The 18577-nt window shown below is 66.2% G+C and carries 18 protein-coding genes; 15 read left to right on the top strand and 3 right to left on the bottom strand.

The window, feature by feature from the left end; all coding sequences use genetic code 11:
- Nucleotide 1 precedes the first annotated feature (1 nt).
- The 12 genes from AB3147_RS24525 to AB3147_RS24470 all read left to right on the top strand — a co-directional run bounded on the left by AB3147_RS24525 (nt 2) and on the right by AB3147_RS24470 (nt 12015).
- On the top strand, nt 2-1030 hold the full coding sequence (locus AB3147_RS24525) for an ABC transporter ATP-binding protein (RefSeq protein WP_367353204.1): 1029 nt from the start codon (nt 2-4) through the stop codon (nt 1028-1030).
- Nucleotides 1027-1740, top strand: coding sequence for an ABC transporter permease (locus tag AB3147_RS24520; protein WP_175122433.1), 714 nt, complete (start codon nt 1027-1029; stop codon nt 1738-1740). Before AB3147_RS24525 ends, AB3147_RS24520 begins: the two co-directional genes overlap by 4 nt.
- Complete coding sequence (locus tag AB3147_RS24515) at nt 1737-3116, top strand: GldG family protein (protein ID WP_218342850.1); 1380 nt, start codon at nt 1737-1739, stop codon at nt 3114-3116. The genes AB3147_RS24520 and AB3147_RS24515 overlap by 4 nt, the downstream gene beginning before the upstream one ends.
- Complete coding sequence (locus AB3147_RS24510; RefSeq protein WP_367353203.1) at nt 3113-3691, top strand: DUF4340 domain-containing protein; 579 nt, start codon at nt 3113-3115, stop codon at nt 3689-3691. The genes AB3147_RS24515 and AB3147_RS24510 overlap by 4 nt, the downstream gene beginning before the upstream one ends.
- A gap of 246 nt (nt 3692-3937) precedes the next feature.
- Nucleotides 3938-4843, top strand: coding sequence for a branched-chain amino acid ABC transporter permease (locus tag AB3147_RS24505; RefSeq protein ID WP_367353202.1), 906 nt, complete (start codon nt 3938-3940; stop codon nt 4841-4843).
- Nucleotides 4843-5823, top strand: a complete 981-nt coding sequence (locus AB3147_RS24500) for a branched-chain amino acid ABC transporter permease (protein ID WP_175137852.1) — start codon at nt 4843-4845, stop codon at nt 5821-5823. Before AB3147_RS24505 ends, AB3147_RS24500 begins: the two co-directional genes overlap by 1 nt.
- Before the next feature lies 1 nt (nt 5824).
- On the top strand, nt 5825-6565 hold the full coding sequence (locus tag AB3147_RS24495) for an ABC transporter ATP-binding protein (RefSeq protein ID WP_175122438.1): 741 nt from the start codon (nt 5825-5827) through the stop codon (nt 6563-6565).
- 3 nt (nt 6566-6568) lie between these two features.
- Nucleotides 6569-7225 (top strand): ABC transporter ATP-binding protein, encoded by a 657-nt coding sequence (locus tag AB3147_RS24490; protein ID WP_175122439.1) that lies wholly within the window; start codon nt 6569-6571, stop codon nt 7223-7225.
- Nucleotides 7226-7245: 20 nt separating this feature from the next.
- Entirely contained in the window at nt 7246-8682 is a 1437-nt protein-coding gene (locus tag AB3147_RS24485) for an aldehyde dehydrogenase family protein (protein WP_218342853.1), read from the top strand.
- 27 nt (nt 8683-8709) lie between these two features.
- Nucleotides 8710-9462 carry a glucose 1-dehydrogenase gene (locus AB3147_RS24480; protein WP_175122441.1) on the top strand — a complete coding sequence of 251 codons (753 nt, stop codon included), beginning with the start codon at nt 8710-8712 and terminating at the stop codon, nt 9460-9462.
- Nucleotides 9463-9548: 86 nt separating this feature from the next.
- On the top strand, nt 9549-10673 hold the full coding sequence (locus AB3147_RS24475; protein WP_367353201.1) for a zinc-dependent alcohol dehydrogenase family protein: 1125 nt from the start codon (nt 9549-9551) through the stop codon (nt 10671-10673).
- Nucleotides 10674-10710: 37 nt separating this feature from the next.
- The gene (locus AB3147_RS24470; RefSeq protein WP_367353200.1) at nt 10711-12015 is read left to right on the top strand and encodes an ABC transporter substrate-binding protein; all 1305 of its coding nucleotides are present in this window, start codon (nt 10711-10713) and stop codon (nt 12013-12015) included.
- 73 nt (nt 12016-12088) lie between these two features.
- Here AB3147_RS24470 and AB3147_RS24465 read toward each other — a convergent pair whose 3' ends face one another.
- A complete protein-coding gene (locus AB3147_RS24465) occupies nt 12089-14440 on the bottom strand; it encodes a cytochrome P450/oxidoreductase (protein WP_367353199.1) in 2352 nt (783 codons plus the stop codon).
- Nucleotides 14441-14557: 117 nt separating this feature from the next.
- The gene (locus AB3147_RS24460; protein ID WP_105240652.1) at nt 14558-15547 is read right to left on the bottom strand and encodes a Bug family tripartite tricarboxylate transporter substrate binding protein; all 990 of its coding nucleotides are present in this window, start codon (nt 15545-15547) and stop codon (nt 14558-14560) included.
- Nucleotides 15548-15707: 160 nt separating this feature from the next.
- On the opposite strand from AB3147_RS24460, the gene AB3147_RS24455 reads away from it, so the two are divergent.
- The 3 genes from AB3147_RS24455 to AB3147_RS24445 all read left to right on the top strand — a co-directional run bounded on the left by AB3147_RS24455 (nt 15708) and on the right by AB3147_RS24445 (nt 17366).
- A complete protein-coding gene (locus AB3147_RS24455; protein ID WP_224776971.1) occupies nt 15708-16550 on the top strand; it encodes an IclR family transcriptional regulator in 843 nt (280 codons plus the stop codon).
- A 199-nt stretch (nt 16551-16749) separates the two neighbouring features.
- Nucleotides 16750-17088 (top strand): type II toxin-antitoxin system RelE/ParE family toxin, encoded by a 339-nt coding sequence (locus tag AB3147_RS24450; RefSeq protein ID WP_279974484.1) that lies wholly within the window; start codon nt 16750-16752, stop codon nt 17086-17088.
- Nucleotides 17085-17366: a helix-turn-helix domain-containing protein gene (locus tag AB3147_RS24445; protein WP_175137843.1), complete on the top strand. Its 282-nt coding sequence runs from the start codon at nt 17085-17087 to the stop codon at nt 17364-17366. The genes AB3147_RS24450 and AB3147_RS24445 overlap by 4 nt, the downstream gene beginning before the upstream one ends.
- Nucleotides 17367-17394: 28 nt before the next feature.
- On the opposite strand, the gene AB3147_RS24440 is transcribed toward AB3147_RS24445, so the two are convergent.
- Complete coding sequence (locus tag AB3147_RS24440; RefSeq protein WP_175137842.1) at nt 17395-18432, bottom strand: DUF2235 domain-containing protein; 1038 nt, start codon at nt 18430-18432, stop codon at nt 17395-17397.
- Nucleotides 18433-18577: the final 145 nt, after the last annotated feature.

The raw sequence follows: 18577 nt of genomic DNA, 5'->3' as shown, positions 1-18577 counted from the left end.
CATGGAGCCCGCCGTCGCCTTGCACCAGGTCTGCAAGTCGTTCGGATCCCGCCAGGTTCTGGAATCCCTCAGCCTGTCCGTCAGGCCGGGGGAGATCCTGGGCCTGCTCGGGCCGAACGGCAGCGGCAAGACCACCACGCTGCGCCTGATGGCGGGCTTTTACACGCCCGACAGCGGGCGCATCACGATTCGCGGACGTGAGCCCGCGCCGGGCCGCGGCAACGCCGACATCGGCTATCTGCCCGAACGCGCGCCGCTCTATGACGCGCTGACCGTCACGCAGTATCTGGAGTTCGGCGCGGGCGTCAAAGTGCAGGGCGGCGCCAGCGCGCGCCGCCTGGCCATCGAACGCGCCATCGACGGCTTCGATCTGCACGGCGTGGCGCGCTCGGTGATCGGACGCCTGTCCAAGGGGCAGCGTCAGCGCGTGGGGCTGGCGCAGGCGGTGCTGAACGACCCGCCCGTCCTGCTGCTGGACGAGGCCACCAACGGCCTGGATCCCGTGCAGATCGTGGAAGCCCGCGCCATGATCCGCCGCTGCGCAGAAGGCCGCGCGGTGGTGTTCAGCAGCCACCTGATGCAGGAAGTCGAGGCGCTGTGCTCGCGCATTGCGATCCTGCGGCAGGGCCGGTTGGTCGAGGACCAGCCGCTGGGCGAATCGCGGTCGGCGCTGCAATTGCTGCTGGCGTTGCCCGCCGCCGGGCATGCCGCATTGCACGCGGCGTTGTCCGCGTGTCCCGGCGTGAAGGCGGTGGACATCACGCTGCTCGATGCCGGCACCAGCAAGTGGCGCGTCACGTGGGACGCCCCGGGTGCAAGCGTGACCGGCCACAAGATCGCCAGTGCGACTACAAACGCCGCCAACAACGCCGCCAACAACGCGACCAACGCAGCCGCCTGCGACGCGGTCATGCGCACCGCGCTGGCGCACGCGGAACTGCGCGCCGTGCTGCCCGCGCAGGAAGCGGTCGAAGCCCGCCTGCTGGCGGCGCTGGCGCCTAACGATCCCCCGTTACGGAGACGCGCATGAAGGGTTTCGCGGCGCTATACCGCAAGGAACTGCGCACCGACTTCGGCTCGCCCGTGGCGCTGGCCGTCGTGGCGGTGTTCTGGGCCCTTTCCGGCTATCTGTTCAGCTTCAATCTCTTCTTCGTCAGCACCGGGCAGATGGTGACGGCGTTTCACAACATGACCATCCTGCTGATGCTGGTGATGCCGCTGGTCAGCATGCGCGCCTTTGCCGAAGAGGCGCGGCAGGGCACGCTGGAGCTGCTGCTGACGCTGCCGCTGTCGGACTTCACGCTGGTCGCGGCCAAGTTTGCGGCCGGGCTGACCATGCTGGCGCTGATGCTGGCCGGCACGATGTCGGCGGTGCTGCCGCTGGCCTGGTACGGCCAACCGGACTACGGTCCCATCGTGGGCGGGTACATCGGCGTGTTCCTGTACGGCGCGCTGTTCCTGGCGATCGGCATTGCCGTGTCCAGCGCCTGCTCGAACCAGATCGTCGCCGCCAGCGCCACGTGGGGCATCCTCGTGCTGTTGTGGTTCATCGACTATCCGGCGGCGCTGGATGCGTTTCCGGCGCTGTCGCCGTTCTTCCAGGCCCTGTCGCTGTCGGCGCAGCACGTGGACTTCATCCGGGGCGTGCTGCCCGGACCCGCCACCGTCACGCTCGCCAGCGTGGCCGTGCTGGCGTTGATGGTGGCCGCCGTCAACCTGAAGCGCTGGAGGCTGCGATGAGCCCCGCCGTGCGCCGCGCCGGGCGGCGGCTGTCGCTGTGGTTGCCGGTGCTGGCCGTGGCCGCGCTGCTGCTGGCGCTGAACCTGTGGGCGTCGCGCCATCTGGGCCGTATCGACCTGACCGCGCAGCGCGTATACAGCCTGGCCCCTGAAAGCCTGGAAGTCGCGCGGCAGGTGCGTCAGCCGGTCGAGGTGACGTGGTTCTACGACCTGCGCAACAAGAGCATGGTCGACGCGCTGGAACTGCTGCGCCAGTACGAACGCGAGAACCCGCTGATCCGCGTGCGCGGCGTCGACCCGGCGCTGCGCCCGGCCGAGGCGCGCGCTGCCGGCATCCAGTTCGCGGGCAGCGCGGTGCTGGCCTCGGGCGAGCGTCGCACCACCATCAACGGCGGCACCGAAACCGACTTCACCAACGCGATCATCCGCATCAGCCAGAACGGCGCGCAGACGGTCTGCTTCACGCAGGGCCATCGCGAAGCCCCGCTGGACAGCCTGACGTCGCTGGACGACCTGGAAGACCACGACCACGACGAGAACCTGGTGGCGCGTGTCGAGGTGCATGAACAGCACGGCATGGCGATGGCGCGCAACGCCTTGCAGACGCTGGGGTTCTCGACGCGCGCGGTGGGCGCGGGCAGTCTGGCGCAGGCCCTGCCGCGCTGCGCCGTCGTGGTCGCGGCCGGTCCGCGTACGCCGTTTGGCGAGGACGACGCCCAGGCGCTGCGCCGCTGGACCGGCGCGGGCGGCAAGACGCTGTTGCTGCTGGAGCCTGACACGCGGCACGGCCTGGACGGCCTGCTGTCCGACTTCGGCATCGCGCTGGCGCCTGGCGCGCTGGCCGATGCGGGCAGTCACTACCGCAACGATCCCGGCAGTCCCGCCGTCAGCGATTACACGCGGCACAAGATGACGCGCGGGTTGCCGCTCAGCTTCTTTCCGGGCGCGGCCGGCCTGGAACCCGCGGGCGACGCGCTGCCGCCCGGTGTGGTGGTGACGCCGCTGGCGCAGACCTCTGCCGATGCCCAGGTGCCCGGCCAGCCGCCCTCGCGCTACACGCTGATGGCGCTGGCCACGCGCAACGCGCAGGCGGCCAACGCGGACGGGGCCGCGCATCCCACGCTGCTGGTTGCGGGCGACAGCGATTTCGCCATCAACCGGCATTTCGCCACGCTGGGCAACGGCGCGCTGTTCACCAACGCCGTCACCCTGCTGGCGGGCGAGGACGCGCTGTTGACGATCCGGCCCCGGCATTACGAAAACCGCCGCGTGGAACTGACCAACCGTCAGATGCGCGCGGTGTTCTGGACCAGCACGGTGGCCTTGCCGCTGCTTGCGCTGCTGACGGGACTGCTGCTGTGGTGGAGGCGGCGGTGAACGCGCGCGCGGCGCTGTGGCCGGCGCTGCTGGCGGCAGGCATCGTGCTGTCGGCGTGGCAATGGCACGAGGCCGCCGAATCGCCGGCGCATCACGACGGCCACACGCATCTGCACGACGATCGCGGCAAGCCCGCACGGCTTTACGCCTGGGAACCCGGCATGGCTGCGCAGGTGACGCTGGCGGGTCCCGACGGATCGGTTCGACTGGCGCGCGGCCCGCAGGGCTGGACCGCCACGCCATCGGGCGCCGCAGCAGGCTTTGATGTGGCCGACTTCATCGCGCTGTTCTCGCAGACCCGCAGCGACCGCACGCTGACCCCGCAGGACGGAGAAACCTATGGCCTTGCGCCGCCGCAACTGCGCATCGACGTGCGCGATGCCGCGGGCGCGACCTTGGCAACGCTGGATGTCGGCGCGCTGGCGCCGGATGGATTAGGCCGTTATGTACGCCTGCCGGATGAGGCGCAGATCCGGATTATCCCGGACTATCAAACCCGGGCGCCGCTGGCGGCGATGGGGGCGCCAGCTGCCACTCCATCGCTTGTTAAACCCGCCTTGCACAAAGATAAATAGGTCGCCGATGAACCCCTACCTATACTTCGCAAACATAGGACGGCGGACCGGCCCGAGCCGTTGCGGGACGGGCCTGTAAGCCAGCCATAAAAGTGCCTTCCAGCGTCTTGCGCAGCCTGCGCAGGACAGCACGGAAAGGTTGATAACGAGACAAGGGCGCGCCGGGCGCGCCCGGGGCGCAAGCCCGCACGCCGCGCGATCCTGACGGTTCGTCGCGTCCGTGCTCAGCGTATTGGGAGAAGACGCTTGACCTTGGATCTACTGCCTCTCGCCTTGGTGGACGGCGTGGCATACGCCAGTCTGCTATTCCTGGTGTCGATGGGGTTAACCCTGGTGTTCGGTGTGATGGGGATACTGAACGTTGCCCACGGCGCGTTCTACGCCTTTGGCGGCTATGCCGCGGCCAGCCTCGTCATGTTCGTGGCGCCCAAGACCGACTCCCCCATTCTTCTTTTCGCGGCGCTGTTCGTGGCGGCCATCGCCGTCGGGCTGCTGCTGGGCAGCATCATGGAATTCGTCCTGATCCGCCGCGCCCAGAACTACGATCCCATCCTCAAGCTGCTGCTCACTTTCGGCGCGTTCCTGATGCTGGAAGACATCCAGCGCATGCTGTGGGGTGCGCAACCCTACAGCGCCAGCGAAGTCGTCAACCGGCTGGGAAACATCGAGATCGGCGACATCACCTACACGACATATCAGCTTGTCGTGGTCCCCGCCACGGCGTTGCTGGCCTACGTGTGCCTGGAATTCTTCCTGCGCCACACCAAGCTGGGCAAGCAGACGGTGGCCACCACGCACCACCGCGAAGTCGCCACGTCGCTCGGCATCAACGCCAAGAAGATCGGCTACGTCACCTTCGTGATCGCGACCATCCTGGGCGCGCTGGGCGGCGCGATGGCCTCGCCCACGACGTCGCTCGTGCCGGGCGCCGGCACCGACATGACGGTGCTGTCATTCGCGGTGGTCGCCACCGCCGGCCTTGGCCAGATCACCGGCGCGCTGATCGCCGCGCTGCTCATCGGCATCATCCGCGCCATCGCCGTGTATGCGGCGCCGGAGCTGGAAGTCGCCGTGCCCTACATCATCATGGTGCTGGTGCTGATCATCCGCCCGCACGGCCTGTTCACCGTTGCTCAAGCGAGGACGATCTGATGAAAGTCCCTGTCCTCAGCCTGCTGGCCGCGTTGTTCACGCTGTTTCTTGGCTACACCTATTCCTGGACCATCACGCCCATCGTCATCGGCCTGACCTACGCGATTGCCGCGCTGGGCGTGTCGGTGATGGCGCGCGCCGGCCAGATTTCGTTCGGCCACGCCATGTTTGCCTGCATCTCGGCGTACACCGTGGCATTCCTGGCCAAAGCCATGCCCGGCCTGGATGCGCTGGTGCTGATCCTGGCCGGCGTCGTCGCCAGCTTCGTCGCCGCCGTGGTCATTGGCCTGTTCGTGGTGCGCTACCGCGGCATCTTCTTCGGCATGTTGAATCTGGCGCTCAGCATGGTGCTGTTCGCGCTGCTGGGCAAGCTCTACACGCTGACCGGCGGCTCCGACGGCATGCGCATCGTGCGCCCGACCATGGCCGGCATCGTGATGGAGCGCGAATCCTTCGAACGCGCGCTGCTGGTGCTGACGCTGGTCCTGTCGCTGGTGCTGGCGTGGTGGGTGCAGCGTTACTTCCGCTCGGGCAGCGGCCAGGCGCTGTCGGCCATCAAGACCAACGAAACCCGCATCGAATACCTGGGCTTTTCCGCGTACTTCATCATGTGGAAGGGCTATCTGCTGTCGGCGGTGGTGGTGGGCTTTTCGGGCGCGATCCTTGCGCTGATGCAGGGGCTGGTCACGCCGGAAATCGGCTCCTGGCTGCGCTCGGGCGAATTCGTCTTCATCACCATCCTGGGCGGGGCGGGCCACGCGGCCGGCGCTTTCCTGGGCGCCGTGGGCTTCGAATCCGTGAAGCTCGTGTCCGCCGCGTACTTTCCCGGTCTCTGGCAGTTCCTGCTGGGCCTCACGCTGATCCTGGTCATCTTCATGTTCCCCACGGGCTTCGTGGGCCAGATCACCAAGCGCATCAAATCGCGTGAACGTGCGCAGCGGCGCGCGCAGGCGCCCGTGCAGGTCGCGGCAAGGAACTGACATGAAACCCCTGATTCAAACCACCGACCTGTACCTGGCCTTCGGCGGCGTGGTGGCCGCCGACAACATCAACTTCGAGCTGCACGAGGGCGAACGCCTGGCAGTGATCGGCCAGAACGGCGCGGGCAAGACCACCTTCATCAACATCTGCACGGGGTACCTGACGCCCGCCAAGGGCAAGGTCTATTTCGACGGCAAGGACGTCACCGCCATGGCCCCGCGCAAGATCGTGCGGCTGGGCATGGGGCGCTCGTTCCAGCTGCCGCAGCTGTTCACCGAGCACACCGTGCGCCAGTGCGTGCAGATCGCGGCCGCGCGCCGCAACAAGGAACTGAGCTGGTTCCGGTCGCTGGAAAGCACGATTGACGCGCGCGAGGTGGACGCCACGCTGGATCTGGTGGGCCTCTTGCCCGACGCCGACGAAGCCTGCATCGAGCTGCCCGAAGGCAAGCGCAAGCTGCTGGACGTGGCGATGGCGCTGGCATTGCAGCCCAAGCTGCTGATCATGGACGAACCCACCAGCGGCGTCGCGTCGGAAGACAAGTTCGCGCTGATGGAGACCGTGATGCACGCGCTGGACGAGCGCCGCGTGACGAGCTGGTTCGTCGAGCACGATGTGGACATCGTGTCGCGCTACGCCACCCGCGTGGCGGCGTGGATCGCCGGCAAGGTGGCCGCCGACGGCTCGCCCGAGGAAGTCTTGAACAATCCGCAGATCAGAAGCGAAGTGCTGGGGGCCTGAACCATGTTGAATCTATCGGCCATCAACGTCGACCTGGCGGGCAATCGCATCCTGCGCGACGTCAGCGCCAACTTCGAAGCGTCCCGCACCATCGGCATCGTCGGGCGCAACGGCGCGGGCAAAACCACGCTCTTGCGCACCATCATGGGCCTGACGCGCATCCGCTCCGGCAGGATCGCGTTCGACGGCACCGACCTCACGTCGCTGCCCGGCCACAAGCGCGCCGCAATGAAAGTGGGCTACGCGCCCGAAGACCGCGTCATCTTCCCGACCATGACCGTCGAGGAAAACCTGCACCTGCCGTGCGAAGTGCAGGGCCAGTCCAAGGCCGAGATCCAGGCCCGCATGGACACCGTGCTGAAGGTGGTGCCGCAGCTGGAGCCCATGCTCAAGCGGTCCGGCTCCGCGCTGTCGGGCGGGCAGGGCAAGATGGTGGCGCTGGCGCGCGCCGTCATGGTCGGCACGCGGCTTTTGATGCTGGATGAACCCTTCCAGGGGCTCGCGCCCAAGCTGGCGCGCGATTACACCGAGGCGCTGGGCCGGCTCAAGGAAATGCAGCCCGACCTGTGCGTGGTCATCACCGAATCCAACGTGAAGCTGCTGGGCGACATTCCCGACCAGATATGGACGATCGAGCGCGGCTCGATCACGCTGAACTGATACCCCACGGAGACATTCCCATGACGCAGATGATTATCGGCGGCCGCCAGGTCGACGCCCAGGACGGGCGCACGATCGAGGTCGTTTCCCCCGTAGACGGCCAGGTGTTCACCACCATCCCGCGCGGCCAGCAAGCCGACGTGAACGCGGCGGTTCAGGCCGCGCGCGACGCGCTGGAAGGTGAATGGGGCGACATGACGGCGCTGGAACGCGGCCGGCTGCTGATGCGCCTGGGCGAAAGCGTGCTGGCGCACCACGAGGAACTGGCGCAGCTGGAATCGCGTGACACCGGCAAGCCCATGTCCACCGCGCGCGGCGACATCACCGTGCTGGCCCGTTACTTCGAGTTCTACGGCGGCGCGGCGGATAAGGTGCACGGCCAGACCATCCCGTTCCAGAAAGACTATTCGGTGCAGCTCATCCGCGAGCCGCTGGGCGTCACCGCGCACATCATTCCGTGGAACTACCCCGCGCAGATGTTCGGCCGCAGCGTGGCGCCGGCGCTGGCCATGGGCAACGCCGCGGTCGTCAAACCCGCCGAAGACGCCTGCCTGTCTATCATCCGCGTGGCCGAACTGGCGCTGGAAGTGGGCTTTCCGCCGGGCGCGCTGAACATCGTCTCGGGCCTGGGCGAAGAGGCCGGCGCCGCGCTGTCGCGCCATCCCGGCATCAACTTCATCACCTTCACCGGCTCCAACGAAGTCGGCGTGCTGGTCCAGCAGGCCGCTGCACTGAACGCGGTCAAGTGCGTGCTGGAGCTGGGCGGCAAGTCGGCGCACATCGTCTTTGACGACGCCAATTACAAGCTGGCCATTCCGGCCATCGTCAAGGGCATCGTGCACAACACCGGCCAGACCTGCACCGCGGGTAGCCGGCTGCTGGTGCAAAAGGGCATCTACGACGACTTCATGCAGGCGCTGGGCGAGGAGTTTTCCAAGGTGCGCGCGGGCACGCCGGACATGGACCTGACCTGCGGCCCCGTCGTCAACAAGGCGCAGTACGACCGCGTCAACCGCTACATCGCCAAGGGTCTCTCTGAAGGCCTGCAGGTCGCGGCCGAAGGCGGCATCGCCGACGGCGTGCCCCAGGGCGGCTTCTTCGTCAAACCCACGCTCTTTGCCGCCACCAGCCACGACAGCGACCTGCTGACGCAAGAAATCTTCGGCCCCGTGCTGGTCGCGCTGCCCTTCGCGGATGAGGCCGAGGCCATCCGTCTTGCCAACGCCACCGACTACGGCCTGCTGGGCGCGGTGTGGACCGAGAACGGCGGACGTCAGCAGCGCGTGGCGCGCGGCATCAAGTGCGGCCAGGTCTACATCAACGGCTTCGGCGCGGGCGGCGGCGTCGAGCTGCCCTTCGGCGGTGTCAAGAAAAGCGGCCACGGCCGGGAAAAAGGCTTCATCGCGCTGGAAGAGATGAGCACGACCAAGACCCTGATTCAGTTCTATGGCGAGTGATCGCCGCGCATCATACGGAGACAGAAAATGAGCCAGTTGCAAGGCAAGGTTGCGATCGTCACGGGCGGGGGCAACGGTTTCGGCGAGGGCATCGTCAAGTTGTACGCCAAGGAAGGCGCCAAGGTCGTGATCGCGGACATCAATAAAGAGGCCGCCGACCGCGTGGCTGCTGAAGTCGGCGATGCCGCGCTGGCGGTGAAGGCCGATGTGTCCAGCCGCGCCGACATCGACAACGTGGTGCGCGCCGCGCTCGACAAGTTCGGCGCCGTGGACATCGTCGTCAACAACGCCGCCATCACCCACAAGAACCAGCCGATGCTGGACGTGGACGAGGCCACCTTCGATCGCATGTTCGACATCAATGTGAAGTCGATCTATCACATGGCGCAGGCCGTCGTGCCCGTGATGCGCAAGCAAAAGCGCGGCGTGATCCTGAACATCGGTTCCACGGCGGGCATTCGTCCGCGTCCGGGCCTCAGTTGGTACAACGCGTCCAAGGGCGCGGTCAACGTGCTGTCCAAGTCGATGGCCGTGGAGCTGGGCGGAGAGGGCATTCGCGTCAACGCCATCTGCCCGGTCATGGGCGTGACCGGCATGTTCGAACTCTTCATGGGCTTGCCGGACACCCCCGAGAACCGCGCGAAGTTCGTGTCGACCATTCCGCTCGGCCGCTTCTGCCAGCCCTCCGACGTGGCCGCGGCCGCGCTGTTCCTGGCCAGCGATGCGGCCGAGTTCATCACCGGCGTGGAATTTCCCGTCGACGGCGGACGCACGGTTTAGGTTTGGACGCCGGCATGTCGCGGGGTCGCGGCATGCCGGATGCCGCGACCGCCCGCGGTCCGGATCACTTCTGTGGATGAAGACGCATGAAAATCAAAGCGGCGTTATTGCGGCAAGTGGGGGTCGACGGACCGTACGCGCAGACCCGGCCCCTGACCATCGCGGATATCGAGCTGGACCCGCCCGGGTTCGGCGAGGTGCTGGTCAGAATCCGTGCAGCGGGACTTTGCCATTCGGACCTGTCCGTCATCAACGGCGACCGGCCGCGTGGCGTGCCCATCGTGCTGGGGCATGAGTCATCCGGCGAAGTCGTCGAAACCGGGCCGGGCGTTTCGGACCTGAAGGCCGGCGATCACGTAGCCATGGTGTTCGTGCCCAGTTGCGGCTGCTGCAATCCCTGCATGGAAGGCCGGCCCGCCTTGTGCGAGCCCGGCGCGGTCGCCAACACGAAGGGCACGCTGCTGGGCGGCGAGCGCCGCCTGCACATCGGCGACGAATACATCAACCATCACACCGGCGTGTCCTGCTTCGCGGAGTACGCCGTGGTGTCGCGGCGCTCGTGCGTCAAGGTGAACGTCGAACTGTCCCACCGCGAGGCCGCGCTGTTTGGCTGCGCCGTGCTGACTGGCGCTGGGGCCGTCATCAACCGCGCCCGGATCAAGATGGGCGACACGGCCGCGATCGTGGGGCTGGGCGGCGTGGGCCTGAGCGCACTGCTGGCTGCCGTTGCCGCGGGCGCGCGCCGCGTGGTCGCCATCGATCTCAGCGACGAAAAGCTTGCGCTGGCCAAGGAGCTGGGCGCCACGCACCTCGTCAACCCGAAGCAGGTCAAGACCGACGACGACCTCATGGATCTGGCCGGCGGCCGCGTGGACTTCGGTTTTGACATGGCCGGCGCGGTGCCGGCCTTCGAGACCGCCTACAAGCTCACGCGCCGGGGCGGCGCCACCGTGACGTCCGGCCTGCCGAATCCCAAGTTCAGCTTCCCGCTGTCGCTGTCGCAGATGGTGGGCGAAGAGCGCGAGATCCGGGGCAGCTACCTGGGCTCGGGTGTGCCCGCCATCGACATCAGCCGCTACATCGACCTGTACAAGGCCGGCCGCCTGCCGGTGGACCGGATGATGGGCCAATCGTTTTCGCTGGACCAGATCAACGAGGGGTTCGATCACCTCGCCACCGGCGGCAGCCTGCGCGACGCCATCGTTTTCTAAGGGCACAGACCCGATCAACAACACTGGAGACAACACCATGAAGACCTCAAGACTGGCGTCCCTGCTGGGCGCCACCCTGCTGTCGGGCCTGGCCACGCTGGCCATCGCCGCCGACAAGCCCAAGGAACTGAACGTCGGAATCTCGACCTTCCTGTCGGGCTCGGCGTCCGTGTTCGGTGTGCCGGCCCGCGACGCGGCCGACATCCTGATCGAAGAGATCAACGCCAACGGCGGCATCGACGGCGTGAAGATCGTGCCCAGCTACATCGACGAAGGCGGCGGCGGCGAGAAGCTGCTGTCCGAATACCGGCGCCTGGCCGAAGGCGGCACGCGCGTGATGCTGTCGGCCATTTCCAGCGGCCACTGCAACATCGTCGCGCCCGTGGCCGAGGACCTGAAAGTGCTGAACGTGCTGTGGGACTGCGGCACGGAAAAGGCGCTGGAAGGCAAGAAATACAAGTACGTCGTGCGCACGCAGGCCAACGCCACCACCGAAATGGTCGCGCAGGTGCTGTACCTGATGAAGGTGAAGCCCGACTTCAAGACCATCGCCATCGTCAACCAGGACTACGCCTGGGGCCGCGATTCGCGTGACATCTTCCTGGCCGCGCTCAAGAAGTTCAAGCCCGACGTCAAGGTCGTCGCCGAGATGTTCCCGAAGTTCGGCGCCGCCGACTTCTCCACCGAAATCAGCCGCCTGCAGGCGCTGCGCCCGGATGTGATCGTCTCGACGTCATGGGGCGGCGACCTGGACAACTTTGTGCGCCAGGCCTCGCAGCGCAACCTGTTCAAGAACTCCACCTTCGTGCTGTCGCTGGCCGAAAGCTCGCTGGAACGCCTGGGCAACGCCCTGCCGGAAGGCGTCCTGGTCGGCGCGCGTGGCGACCATTACTTCCTGCATCCGGAAACCAAGGACGATCCCAAGCACCAGGCCTTCGTGAAGAAATTCCACGACAAGACCGGCGCCTATCCGATCTACTCGGTCTATCACATGGTGCAAGGCATCAATGGCCTGAAGGCCGGCTACGAAAAGGCCATCAAGGACAACGGCGGCAACTGGCCCACGCCTGAACAGGTGGCGGCCGCGATGCACGACGTCAGCTTCAAGGGCTATGGCCGCGAAGTGAAGATGCACCGCGCCGATGGCCAGGCGTTGGAAGCGCAGCTGTTCGGCGTGACCAAGAAGAGCGACAAGTACCCGTTCAAGGTGCTGGCCGACATCACCATCGTGCCGGCTGAACTGGTCACGCCCGGGGTGACGGATACGTCGATGGCGTGGATCGAAAAGAGCCTGACGCCTGATGTATTGAAGAGCGACCAGATCAAGGTGTTCCCGAACTGATCGGGACGGACAGCGCAAGCAGCAGTGTGTGGTGCAGGGATAGCCCCGGCGTGCGCGCCGGGGCGTTTTTTTGCTACAGCTCCAGCACCACCTTCTTGCCCCCGCACGATCGCGAGCAGCAGGCCATCATCTTGTTGTTCGCCTCGCGCTCCGCGCGCGTCAGCACCACGTCGCGATGGTCGATGTCGCCTTCCAGCACGCGCACCTCGCACGATCCGCACAACCCTTCCTCGCAATCGCTCTGCACATCGATATTGGCGCCGCGCAATGCGGTCAGCAGCGTCTGGTCCGCGGGCACGTTGAGGACAATCCCCGAATCCTTCAGCACCACCTCAAAGGCCTGTTCCTTCGACGGATCGAGCGTGCCCAGCGTGGAATGGAAGTGCTCCACCCGCAGCGTGTCTTCCGGCCACGCCGCGCAGCAGCCGGCCAGGGCATCCAGCAGACCCTGCGGACCGCATGCATAGACCTGCGTGCCGGCGCGCGGCTCGGCGAGCAGGGCGGCATAGTCCGCGCGAGTGCCCTCGTCCTTGACGTGCAGGTGCAGGCGATCCCCGTGCAGCGACGCCAGTTCGTCCGCCAGCGCCATGCAGGCGCGCGAACGACCGCTGTAATGCAGTTCGTAGTCCTGCCCCAGCTCCCGCGCACGCCGCGCCATGGCGCTGATGGGCGTGATGCCGATGCCGCCCGCGATCAGGATGAGTTTTGAAGCCGATTCGTCCAGACGGAAGTGATTGCGTGGTCCACGAATGCGCAGGCGCGCGCCGGGCGTGGCGTTCGCGTGCATCCAGGCGGAACCGCCGCGGCCATCTTCTTCGCGCAGCACGGCAATTTCAAAGACGCCGGTCTCGGCCGGATCGCCGCACAGCGAATACTGACGTGACAGGCCGGTATCGCCGCATTCCACATCGATGTGCGATCCGGGCGACCAGCGGGGCAGGGGCTTGCCGTCCGGCGACACCAGGCGCAGCCGCACGATGCCGTCGGCCGCCGCTTCTGCGCTGTGCACCACGACCGGCCGGGTGATGGCGTGTGAGGACGGCTCGCCAATGCGCACGGGGTGCCTGTTCTCCAGCAACGAAGGATTCGCACGTTCCGGATTCTGCGCCGGATCCCATTCAACCCAGAGATGTTCCGGGCCGCGGAACGAGGTGTTGGGGACATACGTAAACGCCTGTTCCGCCAGCTTCAGATGGGGCAGGCGGCGCGTCAGCTCTTCCAGGAAGATCTGCATCTCCATGCGCGCCAGATTCTTGCCCATGCACTGGTGCGAGCCATACCCGAAGGTGAGCTGGTCGCTGGCGTTCTCGCGGCGGATGTCGAAGAGGTCGGCGTCTTCAAACTGGCCCTCGTCATGGTTGGCCGACGAGGTCACGATCAGCAGCTTGGAGCCGGCCGGAATCGCCACGCCCGCGATCTCCACGTCGCGCGTCGCCAGCCGCCGCCAGGCAGCCACCGAGCCGTTGTGCCGCAGGCATTCCTCGACCGCATTCGGGATCAGGTTCGGGTCCTCGCAGATCTCGCGCCAGGCCTGGGGATGCTGCAGCAGCAGCTTGATCGCGTTGGCCGACGCGTTGGCGGTGGTCTCGTGCGCCGCCACGATGCCGGCCATCATCATCGAATGCAGGTACGAGTCGGTGACCACCTCCGGATGGGTCTGCTGCTTGCGCAGGCCGTATTGCATCCAGCCGGGGCCGGACGGATCCTGCCGCATCTTGTCCAGGATCTTGCCGGCCAACTGCCAGAAATTGCCGACCGCGTGGGCGACGGCAACCTGTTCTTCCGGCTTGGGCCGGCCCCAGGTGTTCACCGTGTGCGCGATGGAATACTGGCGCAGCAGATCCATGTCTTCTTCGGGCACGCCCAGGAAGTGCAGCGCCACCGTCAGCGGCACTTCCCACAGCATCTGGTCCACGAGATCGGCGCGGCCGTCGTCGATGAAGCGGTCCACGTATTCGCGCGTCAGGCGTCGCACCATCGGTTCGTGGTGCTTCAATTCTTCAGGCGTGAACGGGTCCATCAACACGCGGCGGCGCGGCATGTGCGCGGGCTCGTCCTCGTTCACCAGCGTGCGATTCATGGCGTAGCCGTACGACGCCAGCACCGCGTTGGCCTCCGGCCCCGTCGGCGTGATCTTCTCCAGCGCGATGGACGGGCTGAAGGTGATGTTGTCGCGGAAGATCGCCTTGATGTCGTCGTAGCGCGTCACGACCCAGTAACCCAGTTGCGGGCTGTAGAACACCGGCTCTTGCTCGCGCGCCCAACGCACGTATTCCGGCGGGTCTTGCTGATAGCCGTCGCCAAAGGGATCGAACGCGGCGGCGCGCGCGCTGACCGGACAGCCCGTCGGGCTCTGCGCCGCAGCCAACGCGGCGTGATCGATGGGACAGCCCGAGGGGCGCGGGGTGGCGGATGCTTGGTTCATGAGGTCGTTCCGTGTGTTCGTCTTGCGGGCCCGCCGCGGGTTCGGCGTTTGGTGCGCGGCATACGATGTGCGGCGGGCCGGTGATGCGGGTTCAGCGTGATGCCGTGAGCGTGATCCTCAGTCCAGCGTGATGCCCAGATCCTTGATCAGCTTCTGCCAGCGGGCGCGCTCGGCGGTCAGCATCTCGGCGTACTGCGCAGGCGTGTTGCCGATCGGCTCGATGCCGAACTCCACCAGACGCTGGCGCGTGGCCGGGTCATTGATGGTCGCGACCACTTGCTTGTTCAGCGCATCGATCACGGGCTTGGGCGTCGCGGCCGGCACCACCACGCCAACCTGCGCCGCGGCTTCCACGTTCTTCAGGCCGATTTCGGCAAAGGTCGGCACGTCGGGCAGTTGCGGCAGGCGGGTCGGATTGGCGACCGCCAGCGCCTTCACCTTGCCGCCGTTGATGAAGCCGGCGCCAGCGGCCAGATCCACCATCATCGCGGGCACCTGCCCGCCGGCCACGTCCGCCAGGGCGGGTGACGCGCCGCGGTAGGGCACGTGCGTCAGGGTCAGACCCGCTTCAACCTTCAGCAATTCCATCGCCAGGTGGTGCGGGCTGCCCGCGCCGGCCGACGCGTAATCCAGGCCTTCCTTGCGCGCCTTGGCTTCCGCCAGGAATTCCTTGGCCGAGTTGACCTTCATGGCCGGACCCACCACCAGGATCATCGGAAACCGTCCCATCAGCGTGACGGGCGCCAGATCCTTCGCCGGGTCGTACGACAGCTTCTTGTAGAGGGCCGGGTTGAACACCAGCGTGCCGTTGTCGGCGGACAGCATCGTGTAGCCGTCGGCCGGGGCGCGCGCCGTTTCCGACGCCGCAATCGCCGTGTTGCCGCCCGGCTTGTTCTCGATCACCACCGGCTGGTGCAGGCGTCCCGTCAATCCCTGCCCGATGCTGCGCGCCAGGAAATCCGACCCGCCGCCCGCGGCGTACGGCACGATCCAGCGCACCGGCTTGGACGGGTAATCGGCCGCCGCCTGCTGCGCGGACGCGCTGGCACAAGCCAGCAGGGGCAGGGCCATCAGGCCGGCCAGGATGTGGTGTTTAACACTGCGCATGGACAAGTCTCCTCGTTGTGGAATGTCAAAAGTGCATTCCTTATTTGCGTAAAGCATATACGCAATGCGTAATTTTTGAAGAAGGGTTAACCTTAGTGCCGCTCCAGGCTTTCGGTCCCTCGTTTGCCGGCGAGCGTCTGCCCCGGAGCTGGATTTCCCTATGAGCAAAGCCGCCTTGCCGCCTGAATCCGACCTCGACTCCGCCCAGGATCCGGCCGCCCGGCCGCGCGAGCGACGTCAGCGGGTCCAGGCCGCCGAGACCGGCATGTCTGTGCTGAAAGGGCTCGCTCGCCTGGGTGGCCGCGCCAGCCTCACGGCCTTGGCGGCCCACGTCGGCGAAAGCCCCGCCAAGGTCCACCGCTACCTGATGAGCCTCATCGCCGAAGGCCTGGTCGACCAGGAAGTGGCGACGCAGCAATATCACCTGGGCCTGGAAGCGCTTTATGTCGGGGTAGCCGCCATGCGCCAGGCCGACCCCCTACGCATCGGCGAACCCGCGCTCGTGCGCCTGCGCGAAAGCCTGGCCGTCACGTGCTTTATCGCCGTCATGGGCAACAAGGGTCCGACCATCGTGCGATTCGAGGAGCCCGGCCTGCCGGTCACCGTGAACGTGCGCGTGGGGTCGGTGCTGTCGATGCTGTGGTCGGCGACGGGGCGGGCTTTTCTGGGATTGCTGGACGAGGCGCCGGTGCGGGCGCTGGCGGAAGCCGAACTGGCCGGCGCACCGGCCGAGCAGCGCGCGCTGCTGGATCGCGACGATCCCATCGGCGTCTTGCGCCGCGATGTTCGGGCGGCGGGATGCGCCACCGTGAAAGACACCAATCTGCGCGGCATCAGCGCCGTGTCGGCGCCGCTGTATGACCATACCGGCCGGGTCTGCGCGGTATTGACCGCGCTGGGCGCGACGGGCGGGTTCGACGTGTCCGAGGGCGGGGCGGTGGTGGCCGCGGTTAAGCGCGAGGCGCTGGCGGCCAGTGTGGCGTTGGGGTATGTAGCGGGGTGATTCTGCGCAGAAGCCCTGCAGATTCAGACCAATCCTCATCGACACCCAAGTCGCTCCTTGCGACATTGTTCGCTGGTTAGCGGATGGGTGAACACATGTTCGACGAATCAAGTGTTGTTGGTGCGAGGCGCCAGTTGGATGGGCAGGGCGAACCATTCGCTAGGGTCGCGCCTGATACAAAAATTTGTATAATTGCGCTTTGAACGCGCCGCGTGAGGTTGAATTCGTTGGCGGCGCGCTGGACGATCTACGCGCGTTGCCGCTCTCGGCTCGGCGTGAGGCCGGTTACCAAATCGATCGCGTGCAGCGCGGGTTGGAGCCTGACGATTGGAAGCCGATGAGTACGGTCGGACCCGGAGTCAGGGAGATACGGATTCGTGACGTGACGGGCGCATTTCGCGTTCTCTACATCGCGAAATTTGCCGAGGTGGTCTATGTGCTCCATTGCTTCCAGAAAAAATCGGAAAAAACCAGCAAGGTTGACCTGGATCTGGCCGCAAAGCGTTACCGGCACTTGTTGAAGGAGCTGAAACCGTGAGCAAGCAACGATACGAAAGCGTGTGGGACGCAATCGAGAGCACGCCGTCGGAAGCGGAAAACATGAAGTTGCGTTCCGTCCTCATGATGGCTTTGACGAGTCACCTTGCGCAGTCGGGGATGAGTCAGGCTCAGGCTGCCCGCCTATTTGGGGTAACGCAGCCCCGCGTGTCGGACCTGATGCGCGGCAAGATCAATCTGTTCGGGCTGGATGCTTTGGTCAACATGGCGGCGGCCGCCGGGCTGCGTGTGGAAATGCGCCTGCACGAGGCAGCCTAATCACCCCTCGGATGTCGCGGCGGAAGCGTTACCGCCCCACCTCCAACTTCCCCAACGCATCCCTGAAATCCGGATACTCCTTCAAAAACGCCTGATTCCGCTCGAACCTCCCGAGCAACCGATCATCGATCGTCAGGTTCAACACCGTCTCCCGATCCCACACCCTCGGCCGCCGCTTCACCGGAATCGGCACCTTCTCCGTGAACTCCTTGTACGAATCATGCGGTTCGCACTGTTCATAGTCGGTCGAGATCCGCTGCACCGTCCCCGTCTCTAGCCCCGCCTGCCGCGCCTTTTCCTGCAGCCATGCCGCCGGCAGCGTCTGCAAGCTCCCATCCTGATATCCGCCGCCCACATCGGAATGCGCGCCGATGAACCAGCGCTGTTCGACGGGCAGGTGCGCCGGCCGTGGCGGTGAACCCGCGCGACGAGTCCATAGCGTGGGAAAGTACGGCTCGCGGTATTCGTTGGTGGCGATGGCGTGGTAGGCGTTCAGGACGTGGTTGCTCAGTTCCGTGTCGTGGAAGTTGTAGAAGCTGGAGAAGCCGGGAAACGACACGCCGCCAACCGGGATGCCAAGGCTGCCGACGGTGTCCCAGACGCCGACAAAGTGCAGGTCGGTGTCGCGGGAGAAGCGGTCGCGGAAGGCGGCGGCTTCCAGGGACGATGGGGTGCAGTCGTCGCGGTACAGCGCGTAGGCTTCCGAGACATTGTTTTCGGTGGGTTCGTTGAGCAAGCCGCACTTACGCACCATGCCCGCCAGGCTGCGGGCGGAGTAGGCGCCGCGGCTGAAGCCGAAGAGGAAGATGCGGTCGCCGGGCTCGTGGCGCTGGCAGAGCCAGCGGTAGCCTTCGCGGATGTTGGCCGACAGGCCTGCGCCGAACGCGCCGCCCATGAATTTGTCGATGGCGGACCACAGGCCCTGGCCTTGTGTCCCCACGCCCTCGATGTAGAGCGTTTCCTGCGTGCTGGTCTCGGGCGCGGCTTTGTAGAGCTCGTAGACGTTGGTGCGGTCGTTGGGTTCGTTCCACGTACCGTCGAAGAATACGGCGAGGTTCTTCACCATGATCGTCTCCCCACACACAGATAAAGGCTTGCGATACCTATGCTGCCGGCTGGGACAACGCCTGCGTGAGGCAAGCTAGCACGCGGCGTGTCGAAGGCAGGGCGCGGGGTTTCCCTGCTGCATGTTCGTACACCACCTTTCTGCC

The sequence above is a fragment of the Achromobacter animicus genome (genome assembly GCF_040775605.1).
GTDB lineage: Bacteria > Pseudomonadota > Gammaproteobacteria > Burkholderiales > Burkholderiaceae_B > Achromobacter > Achromobacter animicus.
The sequence above is the reverse complement of the archived record's forward strand: the minus strand, read 5'-3'. Positions and strand labels throughout refer to the sequence as shown.